A 12,695-nucleotide genomic window follows, 5' to 3' on the forward strand; every position below is an offset into this window, starting at 1 on the left:
TACCCAACCCACGAATACCAGAGAGATCCACCGTCGCTGATAGCCCTTCGCTCCCTGACCCGTAGGCATTGAGGACAACCGCATGCACCAGAGACAACCGAGCCCTTGACAGGTCAATCCATACCAGGGGCATGTCCATCAGCGAGGGATGCCGTTCGGTGCTCGACATGCCCTGCACAACCCGTCGGTCCGCCCACCGGCCACGCCCGCCCCTGCGCCTGCTGGCGGCGGGGCTGGTCCTGCTGATGCTGGCCGGCTGCGCCGGCCGTGAGCTGGCCACTCGTGACACCGCCCCCGATGAGGGCCTCTCCCTCGAGCGGGCACTGATCCTCGCCTCCGCCGAGCAGGCCCTCGGCACGCCCTATCGGCCGGGCGGCAACACCCCCGAGGGCCTGGACTGCTCCGGCCTGGTCGAGCTGGTCTATCGCAGCGCCGGCCTCGCGGTGCCACGCACCGCCGACGACCAGTTCCGCCAACTGCCGGAGGTCAACCAGGCCCGCCCGGGCGACCTGCTGTTCTTCGGCGACCGCCGCAAGGCGACCCACGTGGGCATCTACCGCGGCAACGGCCAGATGATCCACGCCCCGGGGCGCGGCCGCGAGGTCGTCAGCGTGCCGCTGCATATCGCCTACTGGCAGGACCGCTTCCTCGGCGCCGCCGCGCCGGCGCCCTGAGGTCCTCCGACCCGGCGGCAACCCCGCCGACGCGGGATGCTGCGAGATGCGCCACTACTCTGCTCGGTCAGCTACAGGAGTGATTCGGGACACGACATGCGCATATTGCTGGTGGAAGACGACCCTAGCCTGGCCGCGGGCATCCGCCAGGCCCTGAAGCCGGAACACTACACCGTCGACCTGCTGGCCGACGGCCGCTCGGCCCTGACCGCCCTGAAGGGCGAAGAACCCTTCGATGCGGTGATCCTCGACCTGGGGCTGCCCGGCCTCGACGGCCTCCAGGTGCTGGAGGCTGTCCGGCGGCGCGGCAACCGTGTGCCGGTGCTGGTATTGACCGCCCGGGACGCCGTCGACGACCGCATCCGGGGGCTGGATGCCGGCGCCGACGATTACCTGGTCAAGCCCTTCGAGGTGGCCGAACTCAAGGCGCGCCTGCGCGCCCTGCTGCGCCGCAGCCAGGGGCAGACCAGCAACGTGCTGGAGGTGCACGGCATCCGGCTCGACCCCGATACCCGAAGCGTCAGCTACCACGGCGAATCGGTGCCGCTCTCGCGTCGCGAGTTCACCCTGCTCCAGGAGTTCATGGGCCACCCGGGACGGGTCTTCACTCGCGATACCCTGACCCGGCTGGTCTACGGCTGGGACGAGGAGGTCGAGAGCAATGCCATCGAGGTGCACGTCCACCACCTGCGCCGCAAGCTCTGTCCCGAGCTGATCCGCACGCTGCGCGGCATCGGCTATGTCCTCGATAGTCCTGCCCCGGGCAAGGTCCCGTGAGCTCGATCCTTCACCGCACCCTCGGGGTGGTGCTCCTGGTGTTCGGCCTGAGCGTGCTGGCGCTCGGCATCACCAGCTACCGCGATGCCGCCCATGAGGTGGAGGAGCTGTTCGACGCCAACCTGGCCCAGAACGCCCGCTTGCTGGAAGGGCTGATGCAGGCACCGCTGGCCGCCGAGGAGCTCGCTCCCCTGCTGGCCAGTCTGGACAGCGCCCTGCAGCGTGCCGAGCAGGCCGACAAGCGCATCGCCGGGCACCGCTACGAGAGCAAGATCGCCTTCCAGATCTGGCAGGACGACACCCTGCTGCTGCGCTCGGCCAGCGCCCCGGAGGCGCCGCTCACGTCGCTGGCCGAGGGCTACGAGAACACCAGCCTGGCGGGGCACGGCTGGCGGGTCTATGCCCTGAGCCATCCGGAACGGCCTCTGCGCGTGCTGGTGGGGGAGCGTGAAGACGTCCGCGGCGAACTGGTGACCCTCATCGCCCTGCGCACCCTGATGCCGGACATGCTCGGGCTGCCGATACTGGCCCTGTTGCTGTGGTGGGCCATCGGCTGGGGCCTTCGCCCCTTGTCGCGAATGGCCGAGCAGCTTCGTCGGCGCGACCCGCACAACCTGCAGCCGCTGGTGATGCGCCCCCTGCCCCGCGAGCTGGACACCATCGTCGGCGCCCTGAACCGTCTGCTGGAGCGTATCCGCGGCCTGCGGGTGCGCGAGAAGCGCTTCATCGCCGATGCTGCCCATGAACTGCGCACCCCGCTGGCCGTGCTCGACCTGCACGCCCAGAACGCCCTGTCAGCCGAGACCCCCGAGGATCGTAGCGAGGCGCTGGACAAGCTGCGCGATGGCGTCTCCCGGGTCACCCGTCTGGTCACCCAGCTGCTCACCCTGGCTCGCCTCGACCCCGAGGAGGACGCCACCGAGACCGGACGCGACGGCGACCTGCTGCAGGAGACCCGGGAGGCGTTGACCAAGCTCTCGCCGTTGGCTGCCGAGCGCGGCCTCGAGATATGCCTGGACGCCGACGAGGGCGCCGACTGGCAGCTGCGGGTCGAACCCGGTGCCATCGACACCCTGATTCAGAACCTGGTGAGCAACGCCCTGCAGCACTCCCCCGATGGCGGGACGATCCGGATCACGCTGTCGGCGGGCGATGACCGGGTCACCCTGCACGTCGACGACCAGGGGCCCGGCATCCCGGCCGAGGAGCGCCAGCGGGTGATCGAGCGTTTCCACCGGGCTGGCCCGAGCGCGGGTGCCGGCCTGGGGCTCTCCATCGTCGACCGGCTTCTGCAGCGCCACGGCGGGCGATTGGTGCTGGAAGACGCCCCCGCCCGGGGGCTGCGCGCCGTGGCCATCCTGCCGCGACGAAAAGAACGCAACTGACGCCGGATCATCATCTCTTCTTAAGTCAGCCTTAAGCTTCACCCCGGACGATGGAGCCGGTACGCGGCGCAATTCCTCTGCGCGCCGCTCTCGAATCCGACACCATAGGCATCCCCATGAAGCCGCTGCATAGACTGCTGACCACCCGCTTGATCAAGCTCGTTGCCAACCTGCTCAAGCTCGCGTGTTACGCCTTCCACTTCGTCTTCCCCGACAAGCGCTTCACCCTGCCGGCCAAGGCCGCCCCCTGGATCCGGAGCCGGCGGCCGACCGCCATTCCCCGCATCCTCTGGCAGACCAACTTCACCGACCGCGTGACCCTGCCGGTCTACCTGAACTACCTGTTCAACCGCCTCATGGCGCCCGGCTTCGAATATCGCTTCATGATCACCGAGGCCCGCGCCGACTTCATCAGGCAGCACTATTCCGAACACACCTTCAGAAACTATTCCCGGCTGCAGATCGGCGCCGCCCAGGCGGACTTCTGGCGGGTCCTGGTGCTGCAGGCCCATGGCGGCGTCTACCTGGATATCGACGCCCACCTGACGTGGCCACTCGGGCGCCTGCTCGGGCCCGATCGGTCGTCGCTGTTCATCCGCACCAAGCGCGACACCCTCAACAACTTCTTCATCGCCAGCGAACCCCACACCCCCGAGCTGGCGGCCGTGATCCGGGCGATCAACACCAATATCGAGGCGAACACGATCAGGGGTGTCTTCGACATGACCGGTCCCGGGGTGTTCAATCGGGTGCTGGACATCCACAGCCTGGACACCGTGCTCTACCGCTATGCCTGTACCCAGGGCAGTTTCACCAACGAATACTTCCAGTACCTCGACAAGCCGCAGGGCAAGTGGAACCGGGAGCAGCAGCGCGTCGCGGTCGTGAGGGAGGAGGCGGCCTGAGCCCGGGCGCTTTACAGGAGGCAGGCGGGTGTGGATAGTAGGAAGTCGACGACAGGGGCGCCACGGCGACAGAGTGCCGTGGCTGAGACGCACCCTTGGAACCTGACCCGGATAATGCCGGCGTAGGGAGTCGTGCAGCGCCTGCCTTCCGCTTGCCTGCACCTCCCGGCCGGGAGGACTGCATGCCACTCGATCTTTCGCTCTACCTGGTCACCGACCCCGACCTCTGCGCCGACCGCGGGCTGGTGGACACGGTGGTTGCCGCCGTGCGCGGCGGCGTGACGCTGGTGCAACTGCGCGACAAGCACGCCTCCGACGCCGAGCTGACCGACCAGGCACGCCGCCTCAAGGCCGCCCTGGCCGGCAGCGGCGTACCGCTGATCGTCAACGACCGCCTCGAGGTGGCCCTGGCCGCCGGGGCCGACGGCCTGCACCTGGGGCAGGATGACGGTGACGTGGCCCTCGCCCGCGCCGTCCTTGGCAAGCGGGCATTACTCGGCCTCTCGGTGCAGACCCACGAGCAACTCGCTCGCCTCGATCCTGGCCCCCTCGACTACCTCGGCCTCGGGCCGGTATTCGCCACGCCCAGCAAGCACGACCACGCCACGCCGCTGGGCGTCGACGGCCTGGCCTCGCTGGTCGCCGCGAGCCCCCTGCCCGCGGTGGCCATCGGCGGCCTCAAGGCCGAGCACGTCCCTGCGGTACTGGCGGCGGGGGCCCAGGGCCTGGCGGTGATCTCGGCGATCTGCGGCACGCCGGACCCCGAGGCCGCGGCGCGGGCCTTCTTCCCGCCGCGCTGACCGCGATCAGGAGGAGGGGCGACGCTTCAGCGTCGTGCGGCGATCGTGGTAGGCGATCGCCAGGCCGCTGCCGATGATCAGCACACTGCCGACGAAGACCCAGAGATCGGGCATCTCGCCCCAGAACCACCAGCCCAGCAGCACCGCCCAGAGCATGGCGGTATAGTCGAAGGGGGCGGCGATGGCTGCCGGTGCGAAGCGGAACGCCAGGGTGATGAAGGCGGTGGCGCCGATCCCGGCGATCCCCGAGCCGAGAAACCCCAGCCAGTGCCAGGCGTGTGGCGCCTGCCACACCCAGGGCAGCAACACCGCGGTGATCACCAGTGGCACCAGGGTCATGTAGAAGACCATGGCCCAGAGGTGTTCGCGACCACCGTAGCGCCGGGCGGTGATCATCATCAGCGCATAGAAGACCGCCGCGCCGAGCAATGCCAGCGCCCCGGGATGGAAGGCGTCACCGCCCGGGCGCACCACCACCAGCACCCCGACGAACCCCACCAGCGAGGCCGCCAGCACCGGCGGATCGATTCGCTCGCCGAGCAGTGGCACCGAGAGCAGCGTGACGAACAGCGGCGCCACGAAGGCGATGGCCGTGGCCTCGGCCAGCGGCAAGAGGGTCAGGCCGAGCACGAAGCAGACCATGGTCCCGGTGTAGATCAGCCCACGCACCAGGTGCACGCCGGGCCGGCGAGTGCGCAGCTTGCGCAGGCCGCCACCGAAATGTGCCAGCAGCGCGATCAGCGGCAGCGACACCAGGGTACGGAAGAAGATGATCTGCAGCGGCGAATGCACCTCGCCCAGCCACTTGGCGATGGCGTCGCCGAGCGCCAGACAGAAGACACCCGCGCACATGAACAGGATCCCCTTCAACGACGGCGACATGACGACCTCCCGATGACACAAAAAACCACCCCGCCGGTCCGGAGCGGGCCAGCGGGGCGTGAACATGACGACAGGCTAGGACGTTAGCAGACAAACGGCAACCGTCGGGTCGCCGATGGCAATCCCTATGACGTTTCGGCCGCTGCGGCATGCCGCCGAGCGGTTGCGCGGAGGGTCATGGCGGGATGGGGACCGCTGACCAGCGAGGCCTCCAGCCTGCCGTTGGCCACCTGGATCTGCTCGGCCGCCGGGTTGAGCCGGGCCAGCCGATGGCTCAGGCGCGAGAAGCCCTCCTCATCCACCAGGTCGGTCTTGCTGATCAGCAGGCGATCGGCCATGGCCACCTGGCGTACCGATTCACGGTGCGCCCGAAGCGTCGACAGTCCGCTGGCGGCATCCACCAGGCAGACCAGGCTATCCATGCGCACGCGGCCGACCAGCCGGGGATCGCCCGTCAGGGTCTGCAGGATCGGTGTCGGGTCGGTCAGTCCGGCGGTCTCGATGATCACTCGGGAGAAGGGCCAGCTTCCCTCCCGGCCCCCCGGCGCAATGGCCTCGCGCAGCGTATCGCCCAGATCACCGCTTCGCGTGTGACACAGACAGCCCTCGCTCGTCTTCACCACTCCCCCGATATCGGGGGACTCATCGATCACGACCAGGGCGCCTCGCATCGCGGGCTGCCGAACCAGCTGGTTCAGCAGCGTCGTCTTGCCACTGCCGGGAAAGCCGGTGATGACGGTCACGGGTATCCGTGGACGCCGTGGTGAGGATGCCATATCCATGACGCTGCCTGCGGGTATTGTCCGAGAGCACACTTGTTATGTTATATAGTAACCTTTATCTTCTGCCGAGGAGAAGCTCGCTATGGCCGCCCCGCTTCCCATGACACCGAACGATCCGCTTCCCCGACCCCCGGATTACCCGCACTGGGCCTACGGAGACGACATCGGTGTGCTGCCGCGCATCTTCGAGGAGGATATCACCCTCGCCGTCATGGAACGCACGCTGCCGAAGCCCCTGCGTGACAGCGTGGCGGCCCAGCTGACTGCCGATGCCCGGCTGGACTGGCGCTGGCGGGGGGCTCCCGGCGAGGCCATGCGAGCCGACCTGCGGCGGCACCTGCCGGCCCCCGATCAGGCCACGGCCCTGCTGGATGATATCGGCACCATCGCCAGTGCCCTGGCCTTCCTGTTCGACACCGAGACCATCGGCATCCGCCTGCGCCTCCTCGACGAGGCCATGTGCCCACGCTTCCATGTCGACAACCTGGCGGTACGCCTGGTGACCACCTACGCCGGCCCCGGCAGCGAGTGGCTGCCCGAGCACGCCGTCGATCGTGCCGGCCTGGGTGCACCCCGCGCCGACAAGCCGGAAATCGTCACCGACCCCGCCGCGATCGGGCGGCTCGGCGCAGGCGACCTGGCACTGCTCAAGGGCGACGGCTGGATCGGCAACGAGGGACGCGGCCTGGTGCATCGCAGCCCCCGGCCTGCTCTGGGCGAGAGGCGCCTGCTGCTGGCCCTGGACCCGGGATGAGTCGCTCTGGATACACAGAACGAGCCGACACCCACGACACCGCCTTCAATGACATCCCCACCAAGGAAGACTGCAAGATGCCACACCCCCGCCCCCTACTCGCCGGCCTCGCCCTGGCCTTGAGCTCCTCCGTCGCCCTGGCCGATGTCCGCAGCCTGGATATCGTCGCCCCCTGGGAGATCACCGGCGCCGACCCCTCCACCTCGGGCTATATCTACGCGCGCATGCGCGTCGCCGAGACGCTGGTCGATACCGACGCCGACGGCCAGCTCGCACCGGGGCTGGCGGCGTCCTGGCAGCCCAGTGAAGACAGCCTGACCTGGCGCTTCACCCTGCGTGATGACGTCACCTTTCACGACGGCAGCCCGCTGACAGCGGAAGCGGTGGCCACGAGCCTGCAGCACGCCCTGGCCAAGCCGGGCATGCTCGATTCGGCGCCCATCACGGCCATTGCGGCCGATGGCAACGAGGTGGTGATCCAGCTCGAGAGCCCCTTCGCGCCGCTGCCGGCCCTGCTGGCCCACTCCACCACCCTGATCCTCGCCCCGGGCGCCTTTGATGACGAGGGGCGGGTCACCCAGGCGATCGGTACCGGCCCCTATCGGGTGGAAACCGTGGCACCCCCGCAGCGGCTCGACGTGGAGCGCTTCGACGATTACTGGGGCGAGGCGCCCGCCATCGAGAGCGCCAGCTACCTGGCGGTGGGCCGCGGCGAGACCCGGGCACTGATGGCCGAGAGCGGCGACGCCGATATCGTCTTCACCCTCGACCCGGCCAGCCGCGCGCGGCTCTCCCGCCACGACCGGCTCGCGCTGCACGCCGAACCGCTGCCGCGCACCATCGTGCTCAAGGTCAACGCCGGGCACCGCTTCCTCGACGACGACCGTGCCCGCCGGGCACTGGGACTGGCCATCGATCGCCCCGGCATCGCCGCCGGCCTGCTGCGCAACCCGGAGGCCGCGGCCGCCGAGCTCTTCCCGGCAAGCCTCGGGCCCTGGCACCTGGGCCTCGAGGGCGATGCGGCTCGGGACCTCGACCAGGCTCGCGAACTGCTGGCCGAGCTGGGCTGGGAGGCGAACGGCCACGGCACCCTCGAGCGCGACGGCGAGCCGTTCCACCTCACCCTGCGCACCTTCTCCGACCGTCCGGAGCTGCCGCTGGTCGCCACCGCCCTGCAGGACCAGTGGCGCGAGCTGGGCGTGGAGCTCGAGGTGGCGGTGGGCAACGCCAGCGAGATCCCCTCGGGCCACCGCGACGGCAGCCTCGAGCTGGGCCTGATGGCCCGTAACTACGGCCTGGTGCCCGACCCGCTCGGTACCCTGCTCGACGACTTCGGCAGCGATCCGGACGCCATGGGCGGCGACTGGGGCGCCATGGGCTGGCGCGACGACGACCTGGCTGCCTGGCTCGACACCCTGCGCCACGAGGCGGATCCCGAGGCCCGCACCGAACTGGCAGGGCAGGTCGCGCGACGCCTGAACGAGACCATGCCGGTCATCCCCGTGGCCTGGTATCAGCAGACCGCCGCGGTCAACGGCGCGCTCGAGGGCTTCTCCATCGACCCGCTGGAGCGCAGCTACCGCATCGATGAGCTGAGGTGGAGCGAATGAGCCAAGCGTTGACGTCACGGATGACCCCGCGCTGGACGGCAGACCTGCGCGGCCTGCTGCTGCAGCGGCTGTTCCAGGCCGGGCTGGTGGCGTGGATGGTCGGCACCCTAACCTTCGTGCTGACCCGCACCTTGCCCGGCGACATGGCCTATCGCATCGCCGCCGGGCGTTACGGCCATGACATGGTCAACAGCGCCGCCGCCGAGGCGGTACGCGCCGAGCTGGCCCTGGACCAGCCGGCCCTGGGTGCCTACTTCGGCTGGCTATGGGACCTGGTGCAGTTCGACCTGGGCCGTTCGCTGGTCAGCGGCGCACCGGTGGTGCACGAGCTGTGGCATCAGCTCGGCCACTCCCTGGGGCTGGCGGCGTCCGCCGTCCTGCTCTCGCTGCTGCTCGGCCCGCCGCTGGGCCTGGCCGCCGGCCTCAGGCCCCGCGGCGCCCTGGACCGCGTCAGCGAAGTCGCCGCCAGCGTGCTGCGCGCCCTGCCCCCCTTCGCCGTGGGCCTGCTGCTGATCCTGCTGTTCTCGGTGACGCTGGGCTGGCTGCCCGCCGCCGGCCACGGCCGCACCGCCCACAGCGTGCTGCCGGCGCTGACCCTGGCGCTCGCCCTGGCGGCGGTCTCCAGCCGGGTGGCGCGCAACGCCATGGCCGACGTCTCCCAGTCGGCCTACTACGCCTTCTCGCGCACCAAGGGGCTGAATGAGCGGCTGAGCTTCCTGCGCCACGGCCTGCGCAACGCCGCGGTACCGGTGATCGCCTACCTCGGCGTGCAGTTCGTGTACCTGATCGAGGGCGTGGTGGTGGTCGAGACGCTGTTCGCCTGGCCCGGCATCGGCCACGCCCTGGTGCACGCCATCGTCGCCCGCGACGTGCCGATGATCCAGGGCACCGCCCTGGTCATGGGGCTGCTGTTCGTGGCGCTCAACACCCTGGTGGATATCGTCTGCCACCTGCTCGACCCCAGGAGGCGCCAGGCATGACGACCCTCGCTCTTCGCTTACGCGTCCTGCCCCTGCCGGCGCTCGGCCCCCGCCAGCGCCTGGGGGCGGCGATGCTGGCGCTGCTGCTGGCCTTCGCCTGGCTGGTGCCGTGGCTCTTCGACGCCGACCCGGCCCGCCAGCAGCTGACCCGTATCCTGCAGCTGCCGTCGCTGGCCGAACCGCTGGGTACCGACCACCTGGGCCGCAGCCTGCTGGCCCGCCTCGCCGCCGCCATCCGCCTCTCCTTCGGCATGGCGCTGCTCAGCGTGGCCACCGCCGCCGTACCCGGCGTGCTGCTCGGCGTGATCGCCGGCTGGCGCGGCGGCTGGCTGGACCGCGTGCTGGGCAGCCTGGCCGACGCCTGCCTGGCGCTGCCCGGGCTGCTGCTGGTGCTGCTGCTGGTGGCCATCGCCCCGGGCAACTTCTGGGCGCTCTATGTCGGTATCTCGCTGGTGCTGTGGATCGAGTACTTCCGCCTGGTCCGCGCCCGCACCCGGGTGCTGGTGGCCTCCCCCCAGCTCGAAGCGAGCCGCCTGCTGGGCTTCGGCCCGCTCTACCTGTTCCGCCGCCACCTGTGGCCGGAGCTCGCCCCCCAGGTGCTGACCCTGGCTGCCTTCGGCGCCGCCAGCGCGATCCTGGCCATGGCCGCGCTCGGGTTCGTCAGCGTCGGCCTGCGCCCGCCCACCGCCGAACTGGGGCTGATGATGATCGAGCTGCTGCCCTACTACCACGAGGCCCCCTGGGCCATGGCCCAGCCGATCCTGGTGCTGTTCGTGCTGGTGATGAGCCTCAACCTGCTGGCCGGGAGAGACCCCCGATGACCGCACCCCTGCTGAAGGTCGACGACCTGGCGATCCACGGCGATGGCGTGACCATCGCCCCGGTCTCGCTCAGCCTGGCCCCAGGCGAGCGCCTCACCCTGCTCGGCGAGACCGGCTCCGGCAAGAGCCTGATCGCCCAGGCGATCATGGGCACCCTGCCCCGCGGCCTCGCCGCCCGCGGCCGGCTGACGATCGACGGCGAGGCCTTCGAGGCCGCCGACGGCCCCTTGCGCCGTCCGTTGTGGGGCCGCCGCCTGGCGCTGCTGCCCCAGGAGCCCTGGCACGCCCTGGACCCGACCATGCGGGCCGTGCACCAGGTCGCCGAGAGCCATCGCCACGTGGCCGGTCGCGGCAGGCATGAAGCGCGCCGGGCGGCCCGGGCCGACCTGGCCGAGCTGGGGCTGGCGGAGGCCGGCCACAAGCTGCCCGGCGAGCTCTCCGGCGGCATGGCGCAGCGAGTGGCGTTTGCCGCCGCCAGCGCCGGCGGCGCGACCATCGTGATCGCCGACGAGCCCACCAAGGGCCTCGACGCACCGCGCCGCGACGCCGTGGTGGAACTGCTGGCGCGCACGCCGGAACGGGGCGGGGCCCTGCTGACCATCACCCACGATATCGACGTCGCCCGGCGCCTGGGCGGCGAGGTGGTGATCCTGCGCCAGGGCGAGGTGGTCGAGCGCGGCCCGGCCGCGCAGGTGCTCGGCGAGCCTCAAACGGACTATGGTCAGCGCCTGCTGGCCGCCGAACCGGCCCGCTGGCCGGCCCCGCCGCCACTCGCTTCCCGCCGCGAGGGATCCGTGGTCGCGGCCACCGGGCTGGCCAAGACGCGCGGCGGCCGCGAGCTGTTCCGCGACCTCTCGCTGTCCATCCAGCCCGGCGAGATCGTCGGCGTGGTCGGGCCTTCGGGCTGCGGCAAGAGCACCCTGGGCGATCTGCTGCTGGGCGTGGCCCACGCGGACGCCGGGGAGATACACCATGCGCCGGGCTCGCCGCTCGGCCGGCAGAAGCTCTACCAGGATCCGCCGGCGGCCTTCTCGCCGCACTGGACGCTCGGCCGGCTGCTCGACGACCTGGTGCGCCGTCATCGCCTCGATCGCCGCGCCATCCCCCCCTGGATGGCACGCCTGGGCCTCGACGAGCGACTGCTGGCGCGCCGCCCCGGCGAGATCTCCGGTGGCGAGCTGCAGCGCTTCGCCATTCTGCGGGTGCTGCTGCTCGAGCCGCGTTTCCTGTTCGCCGACGAACCCACCTCGCGGCTCGACCCCATCACCCAGCGCGAGACCCTCGCCCTGCTGGTGGAACTGGCCCGGGAGCGCCGCTGCGGCGTGATGCTGGTCAGCCACGACCCGGCGCTGGTCGAACGGCTGTGCGACCGACGGCTGTCACTCGTCAACGAGGCGGAGGAGAAGAGCCGCCGAAGGGGCGCCGCTCGTCCAGAGCCTGTTTCCTCCCCCTCATAGCCAGTCCATGGCAAGCAGTGCATACGGCGGCCATTTATTGGCCGCTTTTTTCTCGCTGGCCCCGGAAGGCCAGGCCAGATATTGCCCGCCGGGCAACTCCTTGCCTGATCCGGGCAGCTTCTTGCCTAATTCTATTTAGCTTCTCGTCGAGGAAGAACCACAACCTTTTGATAGGCAATATATTTTCCCACCTTGGCACGCCACCTGCTCTAACAGAGTGTCCATCGGACATTCTCTTACCTCGTCAAGGAGCAGACTCATGCCGACACCTTGCTATATCAGCATCGAAGGCCAGACCCAGGGCAACATCACCGCCGGGGCCTTCACCCCCGACTCCGTGGGTAACATCTACGTCGAGGGCCACGAGGACGAGATGCTGGTCCAGGAGTTCAAGCATGTCGTCACCGTGCCCACCGACCCGCAGTCCGGCCAGCCCTCCGGCCAGCGCGCCCACAAGCCGTTCGTCTTCACCGTGGCCCTGAACAAGGCCGTGCCGCTGATGTACAACGCCCTGGCTTCCGGCGAGATGCTGCCCAACGTCGAGCTGAAGTGGTACCGCACCTCCGTCGAGGGCAAGCAGGAGCACTTCTTCACCACCAAGCTGACCGACGCCACCATCGTCGACATCAACCTGCGCATGCCCCATGCCCAGGACATCACCAAGGCCGAGTTCACCCAGCTGATGGACGTCTCCCTGGCCTACCGCAAGATCGACTGGGAGCACACCGTCGCCGGCACCTCCGGCTCCGACGACTGGCGCGCCCCGATCGAGGGCTGAGGCCCGTCGTGATGCCTCGCCCGGCCAGCGCTCGCAGCCTGGCGGGGCATCCCGCGTGTCGCGACGCCTGCACTTGCTCGCCGAGTGCTG

General features: G+C 69.9%; 13 protein-coding genes and 1 riboswitch. Of the genes, 11 read left to right on the top strand and 2 right to left on the bottom strand.

The features are described from left to right. The first annotated feature begins 167 nt into the window (after positions 1 to 167). The 5 genes from AC5W54_RS13755 (at position 168) to thiE (ending at position 4,541) form a co-directional block, all read left to right on the top strand. Complete coding sequence (locus AC5W54_RS13755; RefSeq protein ID WP_495962649.1) at positions 168 to 674, top strand: C40 family peptidase; 507 nt, start codon at positions 168 to 170, stop codon at positions 672 to 674. A gap of 96 nt (positions 675 to 770) precedes the next feature. Beyond that, complete coding sequence (locus AC5W54_RS13760; protein ID WP_495962650.1) at positions 771 to 1,451, top strand: response regulator transcription factor; 681 nt, start codon at positions 771 to 773, stop codon at positions 1,449 to 1,451. Then, the gene (locus tag AC5W54_RS13765) at positions 1,448 to 2,836 is read left to right on the top strand and encodes an ATP-binding protein (protein WP_495962651.1); all 1,389 of its coding nucleotides are present in this window, start codon (positions 1,448 to 1,450) and stop codon (positions 2,834 to 2,836) included. Before AC5W54_RS13760 ends, AC5W54_RS13765 begins: the two co-directional genes overlap by 4 nt. Before the next feature lie 116 nt (positions 2,837 to 2,952). Further along, entirely contained in the window at positions 2,953 to 3,741 is a 789-nt protein-coding gene (locus tag AC5W54_RS13770; protein ID WP_495962652.1) for a glycosyltransferase family 32 protein, read from the top strand. A gap of 43 nt (positions 3,742 to 3,784) precedes the next feature. Continuing rightward, positions 3,785 to 3,887: riboswitch (TPP riboswitch) on the top strand. A gap of 36 nt (positions 3,888 to 3,923) precedes the next feature. Then, the gene (gene thiE, locus AC5W54_RS13775) at positions 3,924 to 4,541 is read left to right on the top strand and encodes a thiamine phosphate synthase (protein WP_495962653.1); all 618 of its coding nucleotides are present in this window, start codon (positions 3,924 to 3,926) and stop codon (positions 4,539 to 4,541) included. Between the two features lie 6 nt (positions 4,542 to 4,547). Here the strand turns inward: thiE and AC5W54_RS13780 are convergent, their stop codons facing one another. Together AC5W54_RS13780 and AC5W54_RS13785 are read right to left on the bottom strand one after the other, a co-directional pair. Further along, positions 4,548 to 5,423 carry a DMT family transporter gene (locus AC5W54_RS13780; RefSeq protein ID WP_495962654.1) on the bottom strand — a complete coding sequence of 292 codons (876 nt, stop codon included), beginning with the start codon at positions 5,421 to 5,423 and terminating at the stop codon, positions 4,548 to 4,550. 125 nt (positions 5,424 to 5,548) lie between these two features. Further along, positions 5,549 to 6,166 (bottom strand): CobW family GTP-binding protein, encoded by a 618-nt coding sequence (locus AC5W54_RS13785; RefSeq protein WP_495962655.1) that lies wholly within the window; start codon positions 6,164 to 6,166, stop codon positions 5,549 to 5,551. A 121-nt stretch (positions 6,167 to 6,287) separates the two neighbouring features. Here AC5W54_RS13785 and AC5W54_RS13790 point away from each other — a divergent pair, with 121 nt between their 5' ends. The 6 genes from AC5W54_RS13790 (at position 6,288) to AC5W54_RS13815 (ending at position 12,605) form a co-directional block, all read left to right on the top strand. Then, entirely contained in the window at positions 6,288 to 6,959 is a 672-nt protein-coding gene (locus AC5W54_RS13790) for a DUF1826 domain-containing protein (RefSeq protein WP_495962656.1), read from the top strand. Next, the gene (locus AC5W54_RS13795) at positions 6,956 to 8,569 is read left to right on the top strand and encodes an ABC transporter substrate-binding protein (protein WP_495962657.1); all 1,614 of its coding nucleotides are present in this window, start codon (positions 6,956 to 6,958) and stop codon (positions 8,567 to 8,569) included. Before AC5W54_RS13790 ends, AC5W54_RS13795 begins: the two co-directional genes overlap by 4 nt. Further along, entirely contained in the window at positions 8,566 to 9,549 is a 984-nt protein-coding gene (locus AC5W54_RS13800; protein WP_495962658.1) for an ABC transporter permease, read from the top strand. Before AC5W54_RS13795 ends, AC5W54_RS13800 begins: the two co-directional genes overlap by 4 nt. Next, positions 9,546 to 10,370, top strand: coding sequence for an ABC transporter permease (locus tag AC5W54_RS13805; protein WP_495962659.1), 825 nt, complete (start codon positions 9,546 to 9,548; stop codon positions 10,368 to 10,370). Before AC5W54_RS13800 ends, AC5W54_RS13805 begins: the two co-directional genes overlap by 4 nt. Next, positions 10,367 to 11,827: an ABC transporter ATP-binding protein gene (locus tag AC5W54_RS13810; RefSeq protein ID WP_495962660.1), complete on the top strand. Its 1,461-nt coding sequence runs from the start codon at positions 10,367 to 10,369 to the stop codon at positions 11,825 to 11,827. The genes AC5W54_RS13805 and AC5W54_RS13810 overlap by 4 nt, the downstream gene beginning before the upstream one ends. Positions 11,828 to 12,086: 259 nt before the next feature. Further along, complete coding sequence (locus tag AC5W54_RS13815) at positions 12,087 to 12,605, top strand: Hcp family type VI secretion system effector (protein WP_421415056.1); 519 nt, start codon at positions 12,087 to 12,089, stop codon at positions 12,603 to 12,605. Positions 12,606 to 12,695 lie beyond the last annotated feature (90 nt).

This window comes from Halomonas sp. LMYGS-3, assembly GCF_059509875.1.